This is a genomic window from Amycolatopsis melonis, assembly GCF_040064235.1.
Lineage (GTDB): Bacteria > Actinomycetota > Actinomycetes > Mycobacteriales > Pseudonocardiaceae > Amycolatopsis > Amycolatopsis melonis.
In genome coordinates, this window is the sequence record NZ_JBDZYD010000001.1 from 935581 (window position 1) to 958300 (window position 22720).

Below are 22720 nucleotides of genomic sequence, written 5' to 3' on the forward strand. Positions count from 1 at the left end.
GTCGGCGAGCTGACGTCGAGGCGGGCGCATGCCCTCGTCGCCCGGGGAGGCTCAGTCGTCGAGCTTCCGGAGCTCGTTGGCGATGATCGCGTCCCGGAGCCGGAATTTCTGCAGCTTGCCCATCGCGTTCGTCGGCAGGTCGCCGGTGACGTACCAGGATTTGGGTGTCTTGTGCGGGGCCAACTGCTCGCGGACGAAGTCGTGCAAGCTCCGCGCTGTCGGCGCAGTGCCGGTCGGTTCGGGCTGGACGATCGCGGCGACAGATTCGCCCCATTCTTCGTCTGGGATCCCGATGACCGCCGCGTTGCCGACGTCCGGGTGCCGCAGCAGCACCTGTTCGATCTCGCGGGGGTAGATGTTCTCCCCGCCGCGGATGATCAGGTCTTTGAGGCGGCCGGTCACCGTGACGTAGCCGCGCTCGTCCATCGAGCCGAGGTCGCCGGTGTGCAGCCAGCCGTCGGCGTCGATCGTCGCCGCGGTTTCCTCGGGCATGTCGAGGTAGCCGATCATCGTCTGGTAGCCCCTGGCGCAGATCTCGCCCTCTGTCCCGACGGGAACGACCGTGCCGTCCGGCACGGCGAGAATGGCGACTTCGACGTTCCACAGCGGCTTTCCGGCGGTGTGCCGGTTGTCTCGTTCGGTGTCGTGCGGGCTGGTCTGGGTGACGATGGGACTCAGTTCGGTTTGCCCGTAGACGGTGCTGAAGCTCGCGGAGAAGGTGTCTTCGCAGCGTTCGACGAGCTCGGCGGGCACGGTATCGCCTCCGGAGACGATCACCTGCAGCGACGACAAGTCGTACGTGGCCACGTCCGGGTGCGCGAGCAACGCCTTGAGCATGGCGGGGACGCCGATGAGGACGTCACCCTCGAAGGTGTCGATCGCGGCCAGGACCAGGGCCGGCTGGAAAAGCTGGGCCAGCACGAGCGTCCCCCGCTGGACGAGGTTGCCCAGCCCGGCCATGCCGCAGCCGGCCGTGTGGAACAGCGGCATCGCGCTGATCCACACGGCTCCGGCGGGCGAGTCGCACCGGGCGCGGACGTAGTCGGCGTTCGTGATCATGGCGCGGTGGCCCAGGATCGCGGCCTTGGGGAATCCGGTGGTGCCGGAGGTGAACTGGATCTGTGTCGGGGACTCCGGGGCGACCTCGGGGAAAGTCGCGGTCGGGACGTCGGTGTCACGGATTTCCGCGAGCCAGGTGCTGAACGGGATCGCGGTGATCTCCGGGAGGTCGGTCAGCACCTGGCCGAGCAGGCCGGCCATGTCGGTGCCGCGGAACTCTTCGGCGTAGGCAACAGCGACAGAATTCGATCGGCACAGCGCGTAGGTCAGTTCACGCTCGCGCAGTGCCGGGTTCGTGGTGACCAGCACCATGCCGGCGAGTGCCACGCCGTATTGCAGGATCAGCCACTCCGGCGTGTTGGGCGCCCAGACGGCGATGTGGTCACCGGGCCGAAAGCGCCGGAGAAGCCACGCGGCGGCGTGTTCGGCGTCGGCCAGCAGTGCCGCGTAGGTCCACGTCCGTGGCTCGTGGTCGGGGGCGATCCAGATGAGCGCCGTTCGCTGTGGGGCTTCGCCGGCGGCCTGGCGGAGAAGCCGGCCGACGGACAGGTCGAGCACCGGGCGGGTGGCGTCGGCGGGGTAGTGGGATCGGGTCGGTGCGACCGGCGGTTCCTCGGGCATGGCGACGCTCACGCCTCCCCGCCGACGAGGTCCTCTGCCGCCGGGATCGGGCCACCGCCGTCGGGAATGAACCGGCCCTGATCGCGCCAGCGGACCGCGGCGCCGAACCCGTGCTGCCGGGCGAACTCGGCGAACCACCGGCCCTCCGGGGAGTGCCGGGTGATCCCGTCGAAGAGGACCGCGAGGTTCTGCGTCGTCTGCAGGCCCATGTTGTCGTAGGCCTGGTTGATCATCATCTTCTGCATGATCAGCTGGTTCGTCGGAACCCCGGCCATCCGCTCGGCGAGTTTCTCGACCGCCGCGTCCAGGTCTGCCTCGGGAACGGCATCGATGACGAGACCCCACTCCTTGGCCTGCTGCCCGGTGATGGTGTCCCCGGTAAGCAGCATGCGCTTGGCCCGTTCGGCGCCCAGCCGGTAGACCCACATCGCGGTCGTCGGGCAGCCCCAGACCCGGGCCGGCATGTAGCCGATGCGGGCGTCTTCGGCCATCACCACCAGATCGCACGACAGCGCGATGTCGCTGCCGCCGGCCACGGCGTAGCCACGCACCTTCGCGATGGTCGGCTTGGGGGAGCGCCACAGGGAGAAGAAGTTGTCGGTGTTCGCCTTCATCATCCGGAAGTCCTTGATGGGGTCCCAGACTTCGGGCTGCAGGTCTTCGCCTTCCTCGGCGTAGAGCTTGAGGTCGTAGCCGGCGCTGAACGCGCGTCCGGCGCCCTGGACGACGATGACGCGCACCCGGTCGTCGTCGTTCGCGGCGGCCACGGCGGCGGCGATTTCGCGGCCCATCTCCGCGGTGATCGCGTTGAGCCGGTCCGGGCGGTCCAGGGTGAGGTAGGCGCGGTGGTCGCGGACCTCGTAGCTGATTGTGTTCGTGCTGAGGGTCATGAGGCTGCTCCCTTGCCGCTCTCGGACCGCCGTGACCACCGGCGACAACGCTCGGGACAATTTCACAGTCCGTCTAGACTGTCAATGAGCCTTGAGGTCCGAGCTCGGGTGGCTACACTCCGTCGGATGGTGGCACTGACTCGCCGGGAGCAACGAGAACAGACGCGAGAGCGCCTGCTCGACGGGGCCATGATGGCGCTGGTCGAGCACGGCTACGCCGGCACGACGACCCAGCGGATCCAAGAACGGGTCGGCGTCTCCCGCGGTGCTTTGCTGCACCATTTCGGCTCCAAGGCGGAGCTCTTCGCCGCCGCTGTCCACCACATCGCCGACCTCCGGATCGAGAACATCCGGGCGGTCGCGAACCTGGCCGGGGATGGGCCGGACGCGCTGCGCAAGATCGCGTTCGCCATCCACGAAGCGCTGTCCGGCCCGGCGTTCCAGGCCGCGATGGAGCTGTGGACGGCGTCCCGGACCGACCACGAGCTACGCGCGGCATTGCTCCCGGCCGAACGCCGCCTCGGCCGGGCGCTCCGCGAGGTGTTCGACCAGGCGGCACGAATCGACGACCCGCAGACCGCGCGCGTCGAGTTCGAATCCCTTCTGGCCATGCTGCGCGGCCTCGAGCTGGTGCGGCTCATGCGCCAGGATGACGCCCTCGCCGTCGCGGTCATCGAACAGTGGCTCGCCCGCTTCGATCGGGAGCAGCACTGACGGCTTGCCGGCCGATCGGCTTCCCGATCGCAGAGCCAAGGGTCTAGCGGGCTTCGAAATCACCACGACCGGGGCAACCAACCAGCCGCCTTCGCCGCTCGATGATCACGAACGAGGGAGCATTTATGCTCCATAATGGCGACAATCGGCGTCGATTGATTCCGAATCAGGGTATGAGCGAATGCAAACATCCCAGCTGGATCGACTGAGGTCGACCCACGTGTAGAACTTCTCGTGCCGGAAGTGTTGGTTCGAGCGGCCGACGGACTCGTTCAGCTCTCGAGGCTCCGGGTACTGGTGGTCAGGCCGGACAGGACCAGGGCGACCCATCGGGCGCGGGTGGCGGCGGGCCGGTCGGTGGGGGCGGTCACTCTGCGCTACAGTGAGCGCATGATCTCCCCAAACACGGGAGATATCCCACGTATGGGGGTTCAAGTCCCCCTTTGAGCACGCAGACACGGAAGATTTCCCGTGTTCCGCTCGGGTCTTATGAAGCGATCGGCGACCGTCCGCGTCGTTCGCGAACCGGGCCGTCGTCACTCGAGCAGCAGGTCGGTGGCGAACTTCAGGTTGGGGTTATAGATCAACTCGGTCCCCCTTGGACACTCAATAACCCCACGACGCGGCCGGTTCAAGGCGGAGGCCGCCGTGATCGTAGATGATCGACTGGCCTCTCGTGTGAAGGATCCTCGCGAGTTCGGCGCGACCGATGTGCGGCGCACGTTCCAGGCAGCAGCGAAGTCTGTCGACAAGAACGTCCTCTCGGATGTAGATGCTGCGGCCCAGGCCAGGCGGGCGACACTGGGCGCTGGTGTGGCCATGTCGGCACCGGTAACCGGGGCCGCCGTGTGCCCAGTGCGAGTCCATCCGCCTTCGACATAGGCCACAGACCAGTTGGCCAGCGAAGGCGTAACTGCGAGCTGTGCCGTCCTTGCTCGGTCGCGCGGTGCGGAGGCCCTGCACCTCTAGGAATACCTCGTCGGTGACGAGTGGTGGATGCGCGAGTTGCTCCGAGACCACCCACTGTCGGGCGGATTCCATCGTTGCACGGCGTGCCGGTCGCTGTGATCGCCTTGATCGGCCAGGAGCGCTGCCGGCAAGATCGCCAGGAGAGCCAGCCAGGCGGGCCCATGCCCAGGCGAGGTAATTCTGAACGGCCCGTGTGGGTCCAAGTCGACGGTCCTGGGTTCGCGCCTGTAAATGGCTCCCGGTGCCGATCGCCAGATCGTGTGCGCGGGCAGCTCACCCGCAACCAGCCAAAATGCGACGCGGTCTAAGTGATCCCGAGGTGGTCGGGGAGTTCGCCACGGTTCCAGCGCATCGCAGTGTGCAGTGCAGCGATCAGGGCTTCGTCGCCGGCGAGAGTGGGCGTGTCGCCCATCGGCAGCCACACCGCGTGGTCGACGATGCTGTCCTGTAGGTGGGTCTACAGCGGAACGCCAGGGGCGCGGTGCTGGTGATCTCGCTGCGAGTGAGCGACGTATGATTTGGGTCCAAACCAGAAGGCTGGTTCCTGTGGATGCAACGAGCACGAAGGAGTGTGCCGGTGCCCGGCCAACGATCCATCACCGAAGCCGAGAAGCTGGCCGAAGCCAAGCTCGGCGGTAGCCCCATCAGGCGCGACCGGATGGCCGTCGTCGCCAACATCTATCGCGCCGCCTCGACGGTGCGGCAGCACCTGGAGAACTCCGTGTTGCGGGGAGTCGATCTGTCCTGGACGGCCTTCGTGGTGCTCTGGGTTGTCTGGATCTGGGGCGAGTCGGAGACACGGCACGTGGCCGAAGAAGCCGGGATTTCCAAGGGGACGCTCACTGGCGTTGTCCGCACGCTCGAAAAACGGGGGCTTGTGCAACGGGCAAGCCATCCCACGGACGGGAGGCTGGTGCTCCTGAGCCTGACCGACGAAGGCGAAAAGCTGATGCAGCGCCTCTTCCCAGCGTTCAACGAGGAGGAATCCTTCGTCACCGACAAGCTGAGCGACGCGGATTGCCGGGCTGTGGCCGACGGGCTCCGGCGGGTGGTGCTGCAGGTCGAACAGAACGGCGAGGAGCGCCGTCAGGACGTGCTGGGCGACGCCACCCTCGCGCCACGCAGCAGCGGCCGCCGGAAGGCCTGAGCCTCGGCAGCTCCGTGGATCACGCCCGGGCCGGCGCCCCGGGAGGACTCCGGCTTTGGCCATGACCAGGTCGCTGGCTGGTTTCGAGCTGTCCTTGACAAATTGTCCAGATGGACAGATTCTAGCTCCAGTGCATGTCCCCTCGACCCACTGGAGCCCCCATGGCCGTCCCCGTCGGACTGAGCACCACCCCGTTCGCTCCTCGCTACGCGGATCGGGTGCAGGAGTGGATCGACGTCTACGGCAACGCCGTGCCGCTGGCCATCGGTGATCCGGTCGAGGAGTACAACTCGATCCGCACCGCCGTCGGGGCCTCCGAGTACTCGATGCTCTACAAGTGGCATATCGAGGGACCGGACGCGGTCGCCACCGTCGATGCCGTCTTCTCGCGCAGCGTCAAAGGACTGGCCGCGGGCCGCATCGCCTACGGGGTGGTGGTCGACGCCGACGGGATGATGCTGGACGACGTGACCGTGGCCGTCCGCGCGGCCGATCACGTCGTCGTCACCGGCGGCAACCCGGCTACCCAGGAGTCCCTGGCCGCCTACGCGCCCTCCGGAACCACGGTCACCGAACGCCGCGAGGAGTTCGCCGTCCTGACCCTGCAGGGCCCGCGCAGCCGCGACGTCCTGCAGCGCCTCACCGAGGTCGAGGTGTCCAACGCCGCGTTCCCCTACTACACCTTCCTCCCCGAAATCCCCGTCGCGGGCATCTCCGCACAGGTGAGCCGCCTCGGGTTCACCGCCGAGCTCGGCTACGAGGTCCAGGTCCAGCGGGGGCAGGCGCTCGCGCTGTGGGACGCGGTTTTCGAGGCCGGCGCGGACCTGGGGATCAGGGCCTTCGGCGCGATGGCCCTGCTGACCTGCCGCACCGAAGCGGGAATGATCATGGGGGAGCTGGAGTACGACCGCACGGTCACCCCGTTCGAGTGCCGGATGGCCTGGGCGCTGGACTTCGACAATGGCCCCTTCCAGGGCCGGGACGCGCTACTGGCCAAAAAGGACAGTGCGACCGGCCGCGTCGTCAGCGTCGTCGTGGAGGCCACGCCGGAGGCTGCCGAGGGTGCCCGGCTGGAGCTGGACGGCCGGGACATCGGCTACGTGACGATGGCGGTGTCCTCGCCCGCCCTCGATGGCGCCACTCTCGGCCTCGCCCGCGTCCACCGCGACGCCGTGCGGTCCGGCACCGCGCTGACCGCCGTCACCGCCGACGGCTCCAAGGCCGACGCCACGGTCCGGCCCACGCCCGTGTACGACCCCGAGCGCGCCCGTGTCCGGGCCTGACCGACGGAGAACCCTTACCGTGCAACGCTTTATCCTCACGCTCCGCTGCCCCGATCAGCCGGGCATCGTCTACGCGCTCGCCGCCGGCGTCGCGGAGGCCAAGGGCAACATCCTGGAGAGCGCCCAGTTCTCCGATCCCGTCACCGGCACCTTCACCATCAGGGTGTGCCTGGAGATCCCCGAGGCCGGCGCCGAGAGCCTGCGGGACGAGCTCACGCTGCGGCTGGCCCGGTTCGACCCGGTGCTGACCGTCCGGCCCGAGGAGCGGCGCCGCCGCGTGCTGCTGATGGTGTCGAAGTTCGACCACTGCCTCGTCGACCTGCTCTACCGCTGGGAGCTGGGCGAGCTGCCCGTCGACATCCCGCTGATCGTCTCCAACCACCTCGACCTGGCGCCGGTCGCGAAGCGGTACGGCATCCCGTTCGTCCACCTCCCCGTCACCCGCGAGACCAAGCCCGGGGCGGAGGCCGAGCTGCTGCAGCTGGTGGCCGAGCACCAGGTGGACTTCGTGGTGCTCGCCCGCTACATGCAGGTCCTCTCCGACGATCTGTGCGGCAAGCTGTCCGGCCGGATCATCAACATCCACCACTCGTTCCTGCCGGGCTTCAAGGGCGCCAAGCCCTACCACCAGGCCCACGACCGGGGCGTCAAGCTCATCGGCGCCACCGCGCACTTCGTCACCGCCGATCTGGACGAAGGCCCGATCATCGAGCAGGACGTCGTCCGCGTCGGGCACCGCCACACCGCGCCCGAACTGGTCGCGATCGGCCGGGACGTCGAGCGGGTCGTGCTGGCCCGGGCGGTCCGGCTGCACGCGGAGGACCGCGTTGTTCTCACCGGCTCCCGCACCGTCGTCTTCTCTTGACGACCGTACCGAGAGGTTCCTCCGCCATGACCACCGCGACGCTGCTCGACGGGAAAGCCGCGGCAGCCGAAATCAAACGGGAACTCGCTGGCCGCGTCACGATCTTGAAGGGCCGGGGTGTCACCCCGGGCCTGGGCACCATCCTGGTCGGCGACGATCCGGCCAGCCACTCCTACGTGGGCGGCAAGCACCGTGACTGCGCCCAGGTCGGCATCGCGTCGATCCGGGTGCACCTCCCCGCCGACGCCACCCAGGCCGACGTCGAAGCCGCCGTCCTCCGGCTCAACGCCGACCCCGCCTGCACCGGCTTCATCGTCCAGTTGCCGTTGCCCGCCCACATCGACACGCATGCCGTGCTGCAGCTCATCGATCCGGCCAAGGACGCCGACGGGCTCCACCCGGCCAACCTCGGACGGCTTGTGCTGGGCATTCCGGGTGCGTTGCCCTGCACCCCGCGCGGCATCATCGAACTCCTGCGGCGCCATCACGTGCCCATCACCGGGCGGCAGTTCTGCGTTATCGGCTGCGGAATCACGGTGGGCAGGCCGCTGGGCCTGATGCTGACCCGGAAATCCGAGCACGCCACGGTGACCCTGTGCCATGAGGCCACCCAGGACACCGCGGCCCACGCCCGCGTCGCCGACGTGGTCGTGGCCGCCGCCGGGGTGGCCCATCTCGTGCGGCCCGACTGGATCAAACCGGGCGCCACGGTCCTGTCCGTCGGCATCACCCGGACCGTCGAGGGCATCCTCGGCGACGTCCACCCGGACGTCGAGCAGGTCGCCGGTTCGCTCGCACCCCCGGTCGGCGGCGTGGGACCGATGACCCGGGCCATGTTGCTGACCAACATCGTCGAGGCCGCCGAACGCGGCTGAAACCGCGGGCCGGTGGTACCGGCCCGCGGTTTCAGCGTCGATGCGTATCGCGAGCGGACTCGACGAGCGCGTTGAAAAGCCTTTGCTGGGCCGGGTCCTGGTGCGCGGTGTCTTCGGGATGCCATTGCACCGCCGTGAACCACGCGGGGCGTCCGGGCAGTTCGAGTCCTTCCACCGTGCCGTCGGCGGCCCGCGCCGTGGGCTCGAGCCCGGGACCGATGCGGTCGACCCGCTGATGGTGGTAGCAGGAAACCTCCGCTTTCTCGGCGCAGGTGGCCCGTTCGAGCAGAGTGCCGCGCTGGATCGCGACCGGGTGCACGACGTGCCGGTGGTCCGCGCCGCCCATGTCCTGTTCCAGGCTGCCGCCTAGAGCGACGTTGACCACCTGGAGCCCACGGCAGATCGCGAGCGTGGGCATACCCGAGTCGAGGGCCCGCCGGGCGACCTCGAGGTCGAACACGTCCTGGAGGTCGTCGACATCGTAGACGCTGTCGTGGGTTTCGGCGGCTCCGTAGCGGTGCGGGGCCAGGTCTCCGCCACCCGGCAGCAACAGGCCGTCGAAGCGGGCGAGCCGCTCGGCCACGTCGGCTGTGGCCGGGTCGGCCGGGTGGATGCTCACCGGTTCGCCTCCTGCCCGCCACACGGCTTCGACCAGCGCGCGGGCGTTCACCTCGGCGGCGTAGCGGAGTGCTGACGTGGTGGCGGCGAACCGGGCCGGAATGGCAATGAGGGGCCGCTTAGGCGTACTCACAGCTGGATCCAGGTGGTTTTCAGTTCGGTGTACTTCTCGATCGCGTGCGCGGACTTGTCGCGGCCGTTGCCGGACTGCTTCATGCCTCCGAAGGGGACGGTCAGGTCGCCTTCCTCGTAACAGTTGACCCATACAGTCCCGGCCTTGAGCGCGCGCGAGACCTTGTGGGCGGTGGAGAGGTCGGAGGTCCACAGGCCGGCGGCGAGGCCGTATTCGGTGGCGTTGGCGAGCCGGACCGCCTCGTCGAGGTCGTCGAAGGTGAGCACGGACAGGACGGGGCCGAAGATTTCTTCGCGGGCCAGCCGCATGCCGGGGTCGACCCGGTCGAACACGGCGGGCCGCAGGTAGCTGCCGCCGGTGTCGGTCAGCGTCCGGCCTCCGCCCACGCGCAGGCGGGCACCCTCGTCCAGGCCGGTGGTGACGTGCTCCAGGACCTTGCCGAGGTGGCTGTCGCCGACCAGCGCGCCCATCTCGGTGGCCGGATCGAGCGGGTCGCCCACCCGCAGCTCGCGCGCCCGGGCCACGACGGCCTCGGTGACCTGTTCGGCGATGGAGGAGTGGATCAGCAGCCGGGAGGGTGCCGTGCACATCTCCCCTTGGTTGAAGAAGATTCCCCAGGCCGCGGTCGCCGCGGCCTTCTCCAGGTCCGGTGCGTCGGGCAGCACGATGTTCGGTGACTTCCCGCCGAGTTCGAGCCAGACGCGCTTGAGGTTGGAGTCCGCGGCGTAGCGCAGGAAGTGCCGGCCGACAGCGGTGGATCCGGTGAACGCCAGGACATCGACGCCGGGGTGACGGCCGAGCGCCCTGCCTGCCACCGGGCCGTCCCCGGTCACGACGTTGAGGACTCCCGGTGGCAGTCCCGCATCGGTGGCTACGCGGCCGAGCAGGAGGGCGGACAGCGGAGACGATTCCGACGGCTTCAGCACGACCGTGCAGCCGGCAGCGAGCGCGGGAGCAATTTTCCAGCTCGCCAGCGTGAGCGGGAAGTTCCACGGCACGACAGCCCCGACGACACCGGTCGGTTCCCGGGTGATCAGGGCCAGCGAATCCGGTGCCGTGTGGGGAGACTCGTCCGTGAGCTTGTCGGCAAGCTGCCCGTACCAGCGGAAGGTCGTGATCGCGGCACGCAGCTCGATGGCGTACGCGTCCGTGATCGGTTTACCCATCTCCAGGCTTACGGTCAGCGCCAGTTCTTCACGCCGTTCCTCGAGCAGATCGGCGATCCGCAGGAGGATCCGGCCACGCTCGGCGGGCGCCAGGTGCGGCCACGGGCCGGTGTCGAAGGCGCGGCGCGCCGACGCGACGGCGAGATCGACCTCCGCCTCCCGCGCGTCGGCGACCCGCACCAGGGTCTGTCCGTCGCGCGGGGAGATCACGGCGAACGAGGCACCGTCACCGGCTTCGCTCCGGCCGTCGATGTGGTGCTGCGTGGGCAGGTCGAGTTCCTTGGCGCGGCGCAGCAGTTCCTCGTGAGTGGCGTTCAGCACGGACTCTCCATCTCGTTCAACGACAACGATTCATGCTCCTTCGGTGACAGCCCGATACGGCCGGAGGGGATGGTTCCGGCCGTATCGGGTCAGGGGCACGCTGATCAGCCGGCGGGTTCCACCCGTGACCGGGTCAGCCGGGCAGCGACGATGCCGAGGACCAGCACCACCGGAACGCTGATCTCGAGCCAGACAGCGGTTGTCACGTCTCCGCCGATGAGCGTCGTGAAGTTGGCGATGATGAGCCAGATGGCACCCGCGATGCCGAGCGCGCCCAGGACAGGGGCGATCACCGTGTTCCAGGGGCGGGTGTCGGCGCGCGAGCGGCGGAAGAACACGACGACCGAAACCGAGGTCAGGAAGTACAGCAACATGATGCCGAGCACGGCGACCCCGCTGAACCAGGAGAAGAGGGTCAGCACCGGGTCCTTGCCGAGCACGGCGAACGGCATCACCAGCAGCACGGCGAGCACGGTCTGCACGGTCCCTGCCAGCCAAGGCGAATGGCGCCGGTTGAGGACGGCCAGCCTGGAGGGCAGCAGGCCGCCGCGGCCGAGGGAGAACAGGTAGCGGTTGGCCGAATTGTGGAAGGCCAGGATGCCCGCGAAGAGCGAGGTGGCCAGCAGGATCGGCAGCACGTCGCCCGCCCAGCCGCCGAACAGGGCGATGATCGGGTCGAAGACGAAGTTCGTGGCAGCGCCGCTCTGCAGCGCGGTGCCCGCATCTCCCGTCGCCCGGGACGCCCCGTGCGCCGAAACAAGCATCCACGAGGTGAAGGCGAAGAAGCCCGTGATCACCGCGACCGACAGGTAGGTGGCCCGGGGAACGGTCTTGCGGGGTTCGCGGGCTTCTTCGCCGTAGATGGCGGTGGCTTCGAAGCCGAACATCGACGCCACGGCGAACATCAGCGTCACTCCGGGGGCGCCCTGCAACGCGGCGGACGGCGAGAAACTGTCGGTGAAGCCGAGTCCTTCGGGTCCGCCGCCCTTGAACAAGGTCACGAGGGCGAACACCAGCAGGATGCTGAACTCCGCCAGCACGAAGACGGCGAGGATCTTGGCGCCCATCTCGATGCCCAGGGCGCCGAGGATCTGCACGAGCACCATGGTGGCCAGTGCCCAGACCCACCACGCCACCTGAACACCCGAGTAGTGCTCGACCAGGCCGCTCAGCGTGGCGCCGTACAACCCGTACATGGCGGCCTGGACGGCACAGTAGGCGAAGAGGGCGATCCCGGCACTGCCGGAACCGGCCGGCCGGCCGAGCCCCTTGCCGATGTAGGTGTAGAAGGCCCCGGCGTCGACGACGTGGCGGCCCATGGCGACGAAGCCGACCGAGAACAGCAGGATGATCACGCCGGCCGCAAGGTAGGCGGCCGGGACACCGGCACCGCTGCCGATGGCGACGGCGATGGGAACGGCGCCCGCGACACCCGTCAGCGGTGCCTGGGCGGAGAGAACGAAGAAGAGAATGCCCAGAACGCCGAGGGAGTCGGGCTTGAGCCTGCCTGGTTCGGCTGCGCCATCAGTTGTTTGCGGGGAAAGCGTGGTTTGACTGTCCACTTGCATCACCTGCCGGACGGGAAGGGGCGGAGTTGTTTCGAGCCAAACGAGTTGTCCCATGGTGAGCGAGAGCCATCCGTTTGGCAAGAGGCTGCGGGAAGATCCTCTTGCGGCGGCGGACTACGGCGCGGTCATCTTCTCCACGCGCCCCATGACGTTCCGGCAGAAGGCTCCGATGCCGCCGGGGTCGTCGATGAACTGGTTCGGCTTGATGCAGAAGGTGGTGAAGCCGAGCTCCAGCTGCTCGGGAATGGAGGCGAGGGCGGCGCCGAGGTCGGCCGGGGAGCGGTCGTCGGGGAAGGTGGCCTGGGTGCCGCCGATCAGTTCCAGGTCGGCGAGGTCGCGCCCGGCTTCGGTCATGGCGTTGCCGAGCTTCCGCACGTCCTCGGGTGCGGGGCGGCCGAGCGGATGGAAGCCGTGGCCGTAGCGCACGAGCCGCTGCAGCAGCGGTCCGTGCAGGTCCTGGCCGCCGAACCACAGCCGTGGGCCGTCAGGGCGGTACGCCTTGGGTTCGAAGTAGACGTCGCGGAAGGGATAGTGCTCACCGTCATGGGAAATCGGCGACGGTCCCCATGCCTTCGCCCAGACCTCGAGGTGCTCGTCCAGCAGCCGTCCGCGTCTGCCGAACGGCACCCCCAGGGCCGCGTACTCGTCCCTGCTCCAGCTCACCGTGGGTTGCACCACGAGACGGCCCTCGCTGAGCAGATCCAGGGTGCCGAGCTCGCGGGCGAGCAGCAGGGGATGGCGCAGCGGTGCCACGACAGCCGCGGCGGCCAGCCGGAGGCGCGAGGTGACGGACGCGATGGAAGCCAGCAGGAGCAGGGAGTTCGGCCAGGGAGTGCCCGGGTCCTGGTTGCCCGGAAGTGCGTAGTCGCGGGGATTTCCCATGACACCGGCGGCGCCGGAGTCCGGTCCGAGCACGACGTGTTCGCTGACCATGATCGCGTCGAAGCCGGCGTCCTCGGCCTCACGGGCCCACCGTACGGCGGCGGGGAGGTCCGCCCGGCCACCGGTCAGTGTCCAGTTCTCGCTCAGGACGAGCAGCATGCGGGGAAGCCTGGGTACGGGCACGGTCGATGTCCTTCTTCCCGGCTACTCGTGCACCGTGATCGCCTGCAGTGGACAGATGTCGGCGGCCTCGTGCAGCTCCTCGGCGTTTTCCTCCGCGACGTCGGCCACGTAGACGGCGGCCGCCCGAGACCGCAGGGACAGGCGGCCCTGCTCGTTCAGCGCGAACAGGCCGGGTGCCGCGTACACGCACTGGCCGTGGTCCTGGCACTTCTCGAGGTCGACTTCTACCTTCATGAGGGCTCCTTGAGTCCGAAGTGGATCGGGGAATCAGCGGAAACGGAGAGGGAGGTGGGTGATCGTGCGGAGGAACTCGGTGTGCGCGTAGGCGGGCTCACCCGCCAACTCGATCCCGGAGAACCGGTTGACGATCGAGCTGAAGACGACATCGGCCTCGGCGCGGGCCAGCACCTGGCCGGCACAGCCGTGCATGCCGGAACCGAAAGCCAGGTGCTGGCTGGCGGCGACGGGCCGCGTGTGGTCGAACGTGTCGGGGTCGGCGAACACCTCGGGGTCGCGGTTGGCGGAGGCGATCAGCAGGGCCAGCGCCTCTCCGGCCGGCACGGTCCGGTCGCCGACGACGGTGTCCTGTGTGGTCAGCCGCACCACCATCGACTCGGGCGTGTCGATCCGCAGGATCTCGTTGATGATGCCCGGGCGGGCCGCGGGCTCGTCCCGGTAGACGGCGAACAGTCCGGGCTGCTGCGTCATCAGCCAGAGGCCGTGGTTGATCAGGTGCTTGACGTCGAGGTGGCCCACGGCGAAGAACAGGAAGATGGTGTAGACGACTTCGTCCTCGGTCATCCTGCCCTCGTCCTGCGCGGCGATGAAAGCGTCGATCAGCCCCTCGCCGGGGTGAGCTCGTTTGCCGGCCACGAGCCGGCGAATGTGCTCGGTGAACCAGGCGAAGGCTTCCGTGGTGACGACGGCTTCGTCGTCGTTGCCGCCGGGGCCGAGGCTCAGTCCGATCTCATAGGTCTTGCGCTGGATGGTGTCCATTTCGGACGGTTCGATGCCGAAGATGTGACAGGTGGTCTCGAAGGTGCACTTCAGGGACAGGCCGTCGGCCGCGTCCAGGGTGCCGTCGCCGTTCTCGACCTCGTCGAGCACCGCCGCCACCGAGGCACGCGTCACCTCGGTCCAGCCTTCGACCGCCTTGGGCGTGAACCAGCGGTTGGTGATCCGCCGCAGCCGTGTGTGATCGGGGGCGTCCTTGCCGAGCACGGTGTGGTGGATCGGGGCGGCCGGCCCGAAGTCGAGCTGCTGCACGCTCAGGGTGGGGTTGCGGATCAGCCGGGCGACGTCCTCGTAGCGGGAGACGACGTACAAGCCTGCCGGGTGCCGGTAGACAGGGTGCTCCTGCCGCAGCCGCGCGTAGTACGGATACGGGTCCGCGCGGAAACCGGGGTCGCGGAAGGGCAGCAGGTCCTCGGTGGTGACGGTCATTCGTGGCACTCCTCGTGTCGGCGCGAGGCGCAGGGGGCTGGCGGGGAAGGGCGCGGGCGACCCTGCACCACCGAGGATTGTCCATCTGGATAATTTAGTCAATGCTTCGTGCGCACGTAATCGACTCTTCACCCCGCCGGAAACCGGCGAGTCCCCGCCGCGTGGGCGGCGGGGACTCGCTCTGACCTGCTGTTATGACTCGGCCGGGACTACTGTGGACCGCCACACTGCCGCGTCAGCAGTGCCCGCAGCTCCGCCAGCGCGGCCTCGGTGACCTCCGGCTCGTCGAGGACCAGCTGGTGCAGCACGAGACCGTCCAGCGCGGCGAAGACCAGCCGGGTCAGGGCCCGGCTGGTGCCTTCGGGCAGGCTGCGGGACAACTCCCGCTCCGTGGCCGCGAAGTACTCGTCGTACAGCGCGCGGATCTGCGGCTGCAGCTCGGGCCGTCGCCGGGACTCCAGCATGAGCTCGTACTGGAACACCTGCATTTCCGGCTCGCCGGTGACCATGTCCGCCAGCCCTGCCGCGAAGTCCGCGATGTCGCCCGTGCCGGGCTCCAGGGAACTCGTACCCGCACTCGTGCGCACCGAATGTTCGAGGGCGGCCGCGATCAGGGCGTCCCGGGAACCGAAGTGGTGGACCACGAGCCCGTGCCGGACACCCGCCTCCTCGGCGACCGCACGATAGGTGAGCTTGCGCAGCCCACCTCGGGCGACCACGCGCACGGCGGCGTTGAGCAGGGCCTCACGTCCGGTCCCGTAGTCCGCGCGTTTGCGGGACTTGGTGGGGGGCTTCTCGGAGGAATCGCTCATGAGCGCGACCCTACGGCCCGCCCTTGCGCCGGAGTCCGCAGACCCGCCGAGGTGTCATCGCCTCGGCGGGCGGATGCCGCGGAACTCCCAGTCGCCACCGAGCGCGGTCGACAGCACCTCCTCCGATTCCGTGGGCTGGGCGCCGACGTCGGCCCGGATCGGCGTGGGGCCGGTGACGATGTGGTTGGTGAGCCGGCCGAGGCCCTCGACCTCGACCTCGACGACGTCGCCCGGCTGGACGGGGCGGGAGTTGGCGGGGGTACCGGACAGGAGCACGTCGCCCGGGTGGAGGGTGATGGTGCGGGCGATGTCGGCCACGAGGTAGTGCATGTCCCACTTCATCTCGTCGGTCGAGCCGTCCTGCACCACCTTTCCGTTGACGTAGGTGCGCAGGCTCTTGCCGTGGAAGTCCCAGTCGGTGACCAGGCCGGGGCCGAGGGGGCACAGCGTGTCCGAACCCTTGACCCGGAGCATGGACCCGGCGTCGGTGTCGCGGAAGTCGTGCAGGCCGTAGTCGTTGGCGATCGTGTAGCCGGCGATGTACCCGCCCGCCTCGGCCGGGGAGATGTTGCGCGCGGTCTTGCCGATGACGATGGCGACCTCGCCCTCGTAGTTGAGCCACTGGCAGCCCTCGGGGCGGACGACGGCACCCCGGTGGGCGTTGAGGGCCGAGGTCGGCTTGTGGAAGTAGGTGGGCGTGCCGGGGAGGTCGATCCGGAACTCCTCGACGCGGCTGCGGTGGTTGAGGTGGACCGCGATCACCTTCGAAGGGACGGTCGGCGGCAGGTGCTGCGCGTCCTCGGTCTTGACGCGGCGGCCGTCGCCGGCGACGAGTTCGTCCCCGTCGACGGTGACCTCGACGGCGGCGCCGTCGAGCAGGATACGGCGGTACTCGGGCATGGTCGGGACTCCTAGCTTCGGCGGTGAAGGCTGGGCTGGGCGGTGCCGGTCCAGCCGTCGGCCGGGCGGTCGAACCAGAGGTGCACCTGGCCGGTGCCGATCGAGTTCTCGTACTCGCCGTACTGGCGGGCCTTGGCCACGCAGGCGTGTTCGCCGAGGGCGCCGGCCATCATCAGGTAGTGGAAGAACCTCGCCTCGGGCTTGTACTTCCGGAACTCGTCCATCGTGTCGAGGACCTTGTCGTGGCGGCCTTCCTTGAACCAGGCGATGCGCTCGAGGTCCGCGGCGCGAGCCTCGGGCGTGAAGATGTGCGCGGGATCGCTGGATTCGTGCTCGCGCAGCTCGCGCAGCGGCCAGAACGTGTGCGACAGGGCGCCGGAGGCGATCAGCAGCACGCGCCGCCCCGGGGTGGCGGCGATCCCGTCCGCGAGGGCGCGGCCGAGCCGCAGGTGGTCCTCCATGTCTCCGGTCTGGCAGACGCCGATGGTCACCCACCGCTTGTCGGGCAGGCCTTCGCCGAGGAACTTCCAGAGGTTGATGGTGGCGTAGTAGATCGGCAGGTGGTCGTCGTCGATCGGGGTGATCCACGTGCCGTGCTCGTCGGCGAACTTCGCGATGTTCCCGGCCAGTTCGGGATCGCCGGGGAAGTCGTACGGCATCCGGCACATCCCGCGCGGCAGCTCCTCGGAGGTGAACAGGCCGGCGCGGCGGTGCTGGGCGGTGACGACGAACTCGACGGTGGTGGCCCAGTGGGAATCGAGGACCACGACGGTGTCGTAGCCGTCGCGCGCGAAGACGTCCTCGCGGAGCTGCTGCAGGCCCGTGACGAGGGTGATCTCCTTGCCCTCGTTGAGTTCCCGGCGCTGCTCCTCGGGGAGCACGATGGTGGGGACGTGGGCGAGCAGGCCCGCCCCGGCGATCTCACCCATGGTCGGTCCATCCGTTCGGTGCGGTGACGGTGTTCTTGAGGTCGCAGTAGAAGTCGAAGCTCCAGGTGCCGCCCTCGCGGCCCACGCCGGAGAGCCGGGAGCCGCCGAAGGGGGCCTGCAGATCGCGGACGAAGAAGCAGTTCACCCACACCGTGCCCGCGACCAGCCGCGCGGTGACGCGTTCGGCGCGTCCGGGGTCGCCGGTGGCGACGGTGGCGGCCAGGCCGAAGCGGGTGCCGTTGGCCAGCCGGACGGCCTCGTCCTCGCCGGTGAAGGTCTGCAGGGTCAGGACCGGGCCGAAGACCTCCTCCTGCACGATCTCGGAATCCTGGGCCACCTCGGTGAGCAGGGTGGGTGCGTAGTACTGGCCGTCCTTGCGGTGGCCGCCGATGACTGCGCGGGCCCCGGCCGCCACGGCCCGCTGCACGAACCCGTCGATCTTCTCCAGCTGGCGGGGGTGGATGTTCGGGCCGATGTCGGTGGCCTCGTCGCGCGGATCACCTTGCGTCAGTGCACTGGCCTTCTCGACGAACCGGCGCGTGAACTCGTCCGCGACCGGTTCCTCGACCAGCAGCCGGGTGCCGGCCAGACACACCTGGCCGGCGTTGTCGTACTGCTCCACGGCCAGGTCGACGGCGAGGTCGAGGTCCGCGTCGGCGAACACCAGCAGCGGCGACTTGCCGCCCAGTTCGAGGCTCAGCGGCGTGAGGTTGGCGGCAGCCGACGCGGCAATCCGCTTCGCCGTGGCCACCGATCCGGTGAAGCTGATCCGGCGTACGTCGGGATTCGAGGTCAGGGCGTCGCCGATCTCGGAGCCGTAGCCCTGGACGACGTTGAGGACACCGGCCGGGAGCCCGGCCTCGGCGGCGATGTCGGCCAGCAGGGATGCGGTCAGCGGCGACCACTCGGCGGGCTTGAGGACCACGGTGTTGCCGGCGGCGAGGGCCGGCGCGACCTTCCAGGTGGCCAGCATGAGCGGGGCGTTCCACGGCGTGATCAGCACGCACGGGCCTGCCGGGTCCCAGCTGACGTGGTTGGCGTGGCCGCGGGTGTCGAAGTCCTCGTGGTCCAGGCTCTGCAGCCAGTCGGCGAAGAAGCGGAAGTTGTGCGCCACGCGAGGCATCACGCCGCGGCGGTGGGAGCGCACCAGGGCCCCGTTGTCGGTGGTCTCGACGATGGCGAGCTCTTCGATCCGCTTCTCCACCCCGTCGGCGATCGCGTGCAGAATGCGGGCACGTTCCGCGCGGGAGGTGCCAGCCCAGGCAGGGAACGCCGCCTTCGCAGCGGCCACAGCGGCGGCTGCCTCCACGGCCGTGCCTCGGGAAATGGTGCCGATCGTGCTGCCGTCGATGGGCGAGATGTCGGGGAAGGTCTGTGCCGAGGCGACGCGCTCGCCGCCGATCCAGTGCCGGGTGTCGACGGCGACCCCGGCGACGGTGAGGGTGTGTTCGCTCATGCTCTGCTCCTCTACTCGGCGCCGGAGGTGCCGGATTCCAGCAGCCGTCCGCCGTCCCAGACGACGCCGACCTGGCGGTAGTAGGCGGCGATCGGCTCGCGGATCTCGAGGCGGGCCAATTCTTCGGTGGGCGCCTCGAACAGCTCCAGCTCGGCCTCGCCGCACCAGGGCTGTCCCGCCTCGAAGGACGCGGCGCCCGACTCGATCAGCTCGTCCAGCGCGAGGCCCTTGCCCTTCTCGATGGAGGGCAGCCAGCGGTGGTGGGCCATCGGATGGGCGTTGACGAATCCGTTCGTCTCCGACGGCTCGCGCAGGGTGACCACGGCCTGGGCGAGGCGCCGGTCGGCGGCGGCGAGCGTGGCACCGAACCGGGCCCCTGCTTCGATCCGCGGCGCGGGACCGTACGGGTGCGGGCGGGTCTGGTGGATCGAGCCGAGCTTCTTCGGGTAGCCCTGGTGCAGCCCGCGCGCGATGGCGAAGTCCTTGTCCACCCAGATGTGGACGCAGCGCGAGTAGGTCTGCCCCCGGTACCGGCAGCGGACGACCGCGAAGGCCTCCTTGTACTGGGAGAGCACGGGATCGAGCAGCTCCTCGCCGGACGCCGAGCAGGACTGCCAGTCGGCCCAGATCAGCGCCACCGCGCCGGGGTCCTCGTCGGCGAGTTCCAGTGGCTCGGGAAGCAGCTCCCGCACGCGTGCGGGGTCGGTGCGGTACTCGACGGTGAGCAGGTCGCCCGAGTAGCGCCAGGGCGGTGCGGGGATCAGCGACGAGGCTCCGCTCGCCGTCTTGGGCAGGAAGAATCCGCGAACGGTCATGATCGGCAGGGTCCTTAGGCGGTGAGGGTGGGCTGCTTGAGCAGTTCGGCGCGGTAACGGGCGGCGGCAGCCGCCGCGGCCTGACCGCCCAGAGCGACGACACCGGCCAGCCGGCCACCGGCGTGGTAACCGACGACGACGTCTCCGTCGAGGTCGCCTTCCAGTACCCGCACGTCCTCCTTGCCGCACACCGGTGCGCCGAAGGACTGCAGGCGGAAGTCGTGCTGGTCGCTCCAGAAGGTGGGCAGCGGCGCGAACGGCGGCAGGTCGTGGCCGGTGCCGGCCAGCCCCGCGGCAAGGGTCTTCGCGGCGTGCTTGGCGGTGTCCGTGGGGATGCACCAGTGCTCCACACGGCGCGGCACGCGGTCGTAGCGGGCGTTGGGGAACCGGGCGACGTCCCCGACGGCCACCACGTCGGGCCGGCCGCCGACGCGCAGGTGCTCGTCGGTGAGCACGCCGTCGCCGAGATCGAGGCCGTTGCCCGCCAGCCACTCGGTGTTGGCGATCGAGCCGACCGCCTCGACCACCACGTCGGCGGGCAAGACCGTGCCGTCGGCGAGAGTGACACCGGTGACGTGGTCATCGCCGGTGAAGCCGGTTACGCCAGTGCCGAGGGCGAAGCGCACGCCACGTTCTTCGTGGCGTTTCAACAGGGTCCTGGCGAGGAGTTCGCCCAAGGGGGCGAGCATCGGCAGGGAGAGCGGGTCGACGACGGTCACCTCGTGGGCACCCAGGGCGAGAGCGGTGGCGGCGACCTCGCAGCCGATGAAGCCGCCGCCGACGACGACCACGCGGGCTCCGGGCCTGGTGAGGGCCTGCCGCAGGCCCTGCGCGTCATCGATGGTGCGGACGGTGTGGCGGCCGGCGAGCGGGCCTGGGCAGCGCAGGCGCCGCGGCCGCATTCCGGTGGCGACGACCAGGCCGTCGTAGGTGAGTGCCTCGCCGTCGTCGAGCTCGACGACGTTGTCCTCGAGCCGCGCGGCGACGACCTCGGTGCCCAGCCGCCACTGCACGTCGGCCACGCTCGCCCGCGGGCGGAAGGCGAGCGACTCGAAGGGTGCCTTGCCGGCCAGGACCTCTTTGGACAGCGGCGGCCGGTTGTAGGGCATGTGCGGTTCGGCACCGACGAGCGTGATGGCTCCGGTCCAGCCGGCGGCCCGCAGCTGCTCGGCCGCGCGCAGGCCGGCCATGGCGGCACCGGCGACGACGACGCGTGCGTTCATGGTCAGCCCTCGATGCGGATGGCCTGGAGCGGGCACACGTCGGCGGCTTCCTCGACCTCGTCGCGCAACGCGTCGTCGGGGTCGGAGACGTAGACCAGGTGGCCGCTGTCGTCCATGGAGAAGACATCGGGGGCGGCGAAGACGCACTGGCCGTGGTCCTGGCACTTGTTCGTGTCGACGACGACCTTCATGGCCGGTCCTCCTGGAAGTGAGGGCGTCAGGGCGGGGCAAGAGGAAGAAGAGGGGCCCGGCCGACGTCTGCCGGGCCCCGGCCAAGGGGACCGGCGGCCGACCGGACCCTTACTCGTTTGGCTTCAAACAACATAGGGAGCCGTTCGGCTCTGGTCAATACCTGTCCATGTGGATAATTTCTTCCTCGAACCTCTTGCGGGACGCCCGCAGCTCTCCTACCGTTCACATACCGTTTGATGCCAAACAAGTTGTTCTCCATGCACACCAAGCGCCCGAGGAGACATCGGTGAGCGCAGCCCCCACCCCCAGCCTCAGTCAGGACCTGCAGCGGTTCGCCGCCGAAGGCATCGACGTGGTGCGCGTGACCTATCCCGATCTCATCGGCACCGAGCGCGCCCGCGACATCCTGCTCGACCACCTGCCCTCGGCTTGCGACCACGGCCTGGCCTTCTGCCGGGCCGTCTACCACACCAGCCCCCAGGGCGACGTGGTTCCCGTCTCCGGCGGCCTCGACGCCGGCCTGCCCGACATCACGGTGCGCCCTGACCTGGACACCCTGATCTCTCTCCCCTGGGAACCCGGCGTCGCCTCCTGCCTGGCCGACGTCACGGACCCGGCCACCGGCCTGCCCGCCCCCGAGTCACCCCGCGACCTGCTGCGCACTGTCGTCGCCCGGTGTGCCGAGCACGGCTTGCGGCCGGTTGTCGGCCCGGAGCTCGAGTACTTCCTCTGCGCCGAGGACCCGGCCGCCCGGAGCGGCTGGAAGCGTTACTCGGGCGCTACCGGCGTCGTCTACACCGCCGGGCTGCGTGCCGACGGCGACAACCACCTGCTGCGCACACTGCGCCTGTTGCAGGCCATGAACATCGGCGTGACCAGCGGGAACCACGAGTTCGACGGCGGCCAGTTCGAAATCAACCTCACCCACTCCGACGCCCTCTCCGCCGCGGACCGCGCCTTCCGCTTCAAGTCCGCGATCAAGGAGCTGGCGCGGCGGGAAGGCAAACTCGCCACGTTCATGGCCAAGCCGTTCAACGACGCCGGAGGCTCCGGTTTCCACCTCCACCTGTCCTGCGGCAACGACGAAGGCGGCAACGTCTTCGACGGTCCCGCGGAGCCGTACGGGTTATCCGCTACCGCCCGGCATGCCGTAGCCGGCATCCTCGCCCACGCCCCTGCGCTGGCCGCGCTGGCCAACCCGACCGTGAACTCCTACAAGCGGTTCGGTCCGGACACCCTCGCGCCCTGGCTGGTCGACTGGGGTCTGGACAACCGCAGTGCCATGGTCCGCATCCCGCCCGAGCGCGGGGCCGGCGCACGGTTCGAACTCCGTCAAGGTGACGCCAGCGCGAACCCGTATCTGCTGATCGCCGGCACGCTGGCCGCCGCGCTGCTCGGCGTGCTGACCGGCAAGGAGCCACCCGCCCCGCTGGAAGGGTATGGCTACGACACCGCCAAGGCGGCTGTGCTGCCGATGGACCTGCCGGCCGCGCTGGACGCCCTGGAAGCGGACACGGAACTGACCGACGTCCTCGGCAAGGACTTCACCGCCTCCTTCCTCGCTTACAAGCGCAACGAAGTCGAACGCTTCCACCGGCACGTCACCGACTGGGAGTTCACCGAGTACGCCGACCACCTGTGACAACTGGGAGCCCT

Annotated in this window: 21 protein-coding genes; 6 read left to right on the plus strand and 15 right to left on the minus strand. The window is 69.3% G+C overall.

The window, feature by feature from the left end:
* Window positions 1-51 precede the first annotated feature (51 nt).
* Both ABJI51_RS04145 and ABJI51_RS04150 read right to left on the minus strand, forming a co-directional pair.
* A complete protein-coding gene (locus ABJI51_RS04145; RefSeq protein ID WP_348947571.1) occupies window positions 52-1692 on the minus strand; it encodes a class I adenylate-forming enzyme family protein in 1641 nt (546 codons plus the stop codon).
* Complete coding sequence (locus tag ABJI51_RS04150) at window positions 1689-2570, minus strand: crotonase/enoyl-CoA hydratase family protein (RefSeq protein WP_348947572.1); 882 nt, start codon at window positions 2568-2570, stop codon at window positions 1689-1691. The genes ABJI51_RS04145 and ABJI51_RS04150 overlap by 4 nt, the downstream gene beginning before the upstream one ends.
* Before the next feature lie 126 nt (window positions 2571-2696).
* Here ABJI51_RS04150 and ABJI51_RS04155 point away from each other — a divergent pair, with 126 nt between their 5' ends.
* From ABJI51_RS04155 to ABJI51_RS04175, 5 genes are all read left to right on the plus strand, one after another.
* Window positions 2697-3284, plus strand: coding sequence for a TetR/AcrR family transcriptional regulator (locus tag ABJI51_RS04155; protein WP_348947573.1), 588 nt, complete (start codon window positions 2697-2699; stop codon window positions 3282-3284).
* 1546 nt (window positions 3285-4830) lie between these two features.
* Window positions 4831-5400 carry a MarR family winged helix-turn-helix transcriptional regulator gene (locus ABJI51_RS04160; protein WP_348947574.1) on the plus strand — a complete coding sequence of 190 codons (570 nt, stop codon included), beginning with the start codon at window positions 4831-4833 and terminating at the stop codon, window positions 5398-5400.
* Between the two features lie 161 nt (window positions 5401-5561).
* Entirely contained in the window at window positions 5562-6683 is a 1122-nt protein-coding gene (locus tag ABJI51_RS04165) for an aminomethyl transferase family protein (protein WP_348947575.1), read from the plus strand.
* 19 nt (window positions 6684-6702) lie between these two features.
* Window positions 6703-7548 carry a formyltetrahydrofolate deformylase gene (gene purU, locus ABJI51_RS04170; RefSeq protein WP_348947576.1) on the plus strand — a complete coding sequence of 282 codons (846 nt, stop codon included), beginning with the start codon at window positions 6703-6705 and terminating at the stop codon, window positions 7546-7548.
* 26 nt (window positions 7549-7574) lie between these two features.
* Complete coding sequence (locus ABJI51_RS04175) at window positions 7575-8423, plus strand: bifunctional methylenetetrahydrofolate dehydrogenase/methenyltetrahydrofolate cyclohydrolase (RefSeq protein ID WP_348947577.1); 849 nt, start codon at window positions 7575-7577, stop codon at window positions 8421-8423.
* 31 nt (window positions 8424-8454) lie between these two features.
* Here ABJI51_RS04175 and ABJI51_RS04180 read toward each other — a convergent pair whose 3' ends face one another.
* The 13 genes from ABJI51_RS04180 to ABJI51_RS04240 form a co-directional block, all read right to left on the minus strand.
* Window positions 8455-9174 carry a gamma-glutamyl-gamma-aminobutyrate hydrolase family protein gene (locus ABJI51_RS04180; protein ID WP_348947578.1) on the minus strand — a complete coding sequence of 240 codons (720 nt, stop codon included), beginning with the start codon at window positions 9172-9174 and terminating at the stop codon, window positions 8455-8457.
* A complete protein-coding gene (locus tag ABJI51_RS04185; RefSeq protein ID WP_348947579.1) occupies window positions 9171-10661 on the minus strand; it encodes an aldehyde dehydrogenase in 1491 nt (496 codons plus the stop codon). Before ABJI51_RS04185 ends, ABJI51_RS04180 begins: the two co-directional genes overlap by 4 nt.
* A 104-nt stretch (window positions 10662-10765) precedes the next feature.
* On the minus strand, window positions 10766-12223 hold the full coding sequence (locus ABJI51_RS04190) for an APC family permease (protein ID WP_348947580.1): 1458 nt from the start codon (window positions 12221-12223) through the stop codon (window positions 10766-10768).
* Window positions 12224-12343: 120 nt separating this feature from the next.
* Window positions 12344-13270: a TIGR03619 family F420-dependent LLM class oxidoreductase gene (locus ABJI51_RS04195; RefSeq protein WP_348947581.1), complete on the minus strand. Its 927-nt coding sequence runs from the start codon at window positions 13268-13270 to the stop codon at window positions 12344-12346.
* 45 nt (window positions 13271-13315) lie between these two features.
* A complete protein-coding gene (locus ABJI51_RS04200) occupies window positions 13316-13528 on the minus strand; it encodes a ferredoxin (RefSeq protein ID WP_348947582.1) in 213 nt (70 codons plus the stop codon).
* A 33-nt stretch (window positions 13529-13561) separates the two neighbouring features.
* Window positions 13562-14737: a cytochrome P450 gene (locus tag ABJI51_RS04205; RefSeq protein WP_348947583.1), complete on the minus strand. Its 1176-nt coding sequence runs from the start codon at window positions 14735-14737 to the stop codon at window positions 13562-13564.
* Window positions 14738-14946: 209 nt separating this feature from the next.
* Window positions 14947-15549 (minus strand): TetR/AcrR family transcriptional regulator, encoded by a 603-nt coding sequence (locus ABJI51_RS04210; protein WP_348947584.1) that lies wholly within the window; start codon window positions 15547-15549, stop codon window positions 14947-14949.
* Window positions 15550-15603: 54 nt separating this feature from the next.
* Window positions 15604-16449, minus strand: a complete 846-nt coding sequence (locus ABJI51_RS04215) for a fumarylacetoacetate hydrolase family protein (protein ID WP_348947585.1) — start codon at window positions 16447-16449, stop codon at window positions 15604-15606.
* 11 nt (window positions 16450-16460) lie between these two features.
* The gene (locus ABJI51_RS04220; protein ID WP_348947586.1) at window positions 16461-17378 is read right to left on the minus strand and encodes a 3,4-dihydroxyphenylacetate 2,3-dioxygenase; all 918 of its coding nucleotides are present in this window, start codon (window positions 17376-17378) and stop codon (window positions 16461-16463) included.
* Window positions 17371-18834, minus strand: coding sequence for an aldehyde dehydrogenase (locus tag ABJI51_RS04225; RefSeq protein WP_348947587.1), 1464 nt, complete (start codon window positions 18832-18834; stop codon window positions 17371-17373). Before ABJI51_RS04225 ends, ABJI51_RS04220 begins: the two co-directional genes overlap by 8 nt.
* An 11-nt stretch (window positions 18835-18845) precedes the next feature.
* A complete protein-coding gene (locus tag ABJI51_RS04230) occupies window positions 18846-19649 on the minus strand; it encodes an acetoacetate decarboxylase family protein (RefSeq protein ID WP_348947588.1) in 804 nt (267 codons plus the stop codon).
* 14 nt (window positions 19650-19663) lie between these two features.
* Entirely contained in the window at window positions 19664-20872 is a 1209-nt protein-coding gene (locus ABJI51_RS04235) for an NAD(P)/FAD-dependent oxidoreductase (RefSeq protein ID WP_348947589.1), read from the minus strand.
* Between the two features lie 2 nt (window positions 20873-20874).
* Window positions 20875-21063, minus strand: a complete 189-nt coding sequence (locus ABJI51_RS04240) for a ferredoxin (RefSeq protein ID WP_348947590.1) — start codon at window positions 21061-21063, stop codon at window positions 20875-20877.
* Window positions 21064-21350: 287 nt separating this feature from the next.
* Here ABJI51_RS04240 and ABJI51_RS04245 point away from each other — a divergent pair, with 287 nt between their 5' ends.
* Window positions 21351-22706: a glutamine synthetase family protein gene (locus ABJI51_RS04245; protein WP_348947591.1), complete on the plus strand. Its 1356-nt coding sequence runs from the start codon at window positions 21351-21353 to the stop codon at window positions 22704-22706.
* Window positions 22707-22720 lie beyond the last annotated feature (14 nt).

What these genes read in the sequence shown, in the direction of transcription:
- ABJI51_RS04200 (WP_348947582.1), bottom strand. Translation starts at nt 13,528, where the DNA reads ATGAAGGTAGAAGTCGACCTCGAGAAGTGCCAGGACCACGGCCAGTGC.
- ABJI51_RS04175 (WP_348947577.1), top strand. Translation starts at nt 7,575, where the DNA reads ATGACCACCGCGACGCTGCTCGACGGGAAAGCCGCGGCAGCCGAAATC.
- ABJI51_RS04210 (WP_348947584.1), bottom strand. Translation starts at nt 15,549, where the DNA reads ATGAGCGATTCCTCCGAGAAGCCCCCCACCAAGTCCCGCAAACGCGCG.
- ABJI51_RS04205 (WP_348947583.1), bottom strand. Translation starts at nt 14,737, where the DNA reads ATGACCGTCACCACCGAGGACCTGCTGCCCTTCCGCGACCCCGGTTTC.
- ABJI51_RS04225 (WP_348947587.1), bottom strand. Translation starts at nt 18,834, where the DNA reads ATGAGCGAACACACCCTCACCGTCGCCGGGGTCGCCGTCGACACCCGG.
- ABJI51_RS04155 (WP_348947573.1), top strand. Translation starts at nt 2,697, where the DNA reads ATGGTGGCACTGACTCGCCGGGAGCAACGAGAACAGACGCGAGAGCGC.
- ABJI51_RS04195 (WP_348947581.1), bottom strand. Translation starts at nt 13,270, where the DNA reads ATGCTGCTCGTCCTGAGCGAGAACTGGACACTGACCGGTGGCCGGGCG.
- ABJI51_RS04150 (WP_348947572.1), bottom strand. Translation starts at nt 2,570, where the DNA reads ATGACCCTCAGCACGAACACAATCAGCTACGAGGTCCGCGACCACCGC.
- ABJI51_RS04165 (WP_348947575.1), top strand. Translation starts at nt 5,562, where the DNA reads ATGGCCGTCCCCGTCGGACTGAGCACCACCCCGTTCGCTCCTCGCTAC.
- ABJI51_RS04230 (WP_348947588.1), bottom strand. Translation starts at nt 19,649, where the DNA reads ATGACCGTTCGCGGATTCTTCCTGCCCAAGACGGCGAGCGGAGCCTCG.
- ABJI51_RS04235 (WP_348947589.1), bottom strand. Translation starts at nt 20,872, where the DNA reads ATGAACGCACGCGTCGTCGTCGCCGGTGCCGCCATGGCCGGCCTGCGC.
- ABJI51_RS04240 (WP_348947590.1), bottom strand. Translation starts at nt 21,063, where the DNA reads ATGAAGGTCGTCGTCGACACGAACAAGTGCCAGGACCACGGCCAGTGC.
- ABJI51_RS04215 (WP_348947585.1), bottom strand. Translation starts at nt 16,449, where the DNA reads ATGCCCGAGTACCGCCGTATCCTGCTCGACGGCGCCGCCGTCGAGGTC.
- ABJI51_RS04220 (WP_348947586.1), bottom strand. Translation starts at nt 17,378, where the DNA reads ATGGGTGAGATCGCCGGGGCGGGCCTGCTCGCCCACGTCCCCACCATC.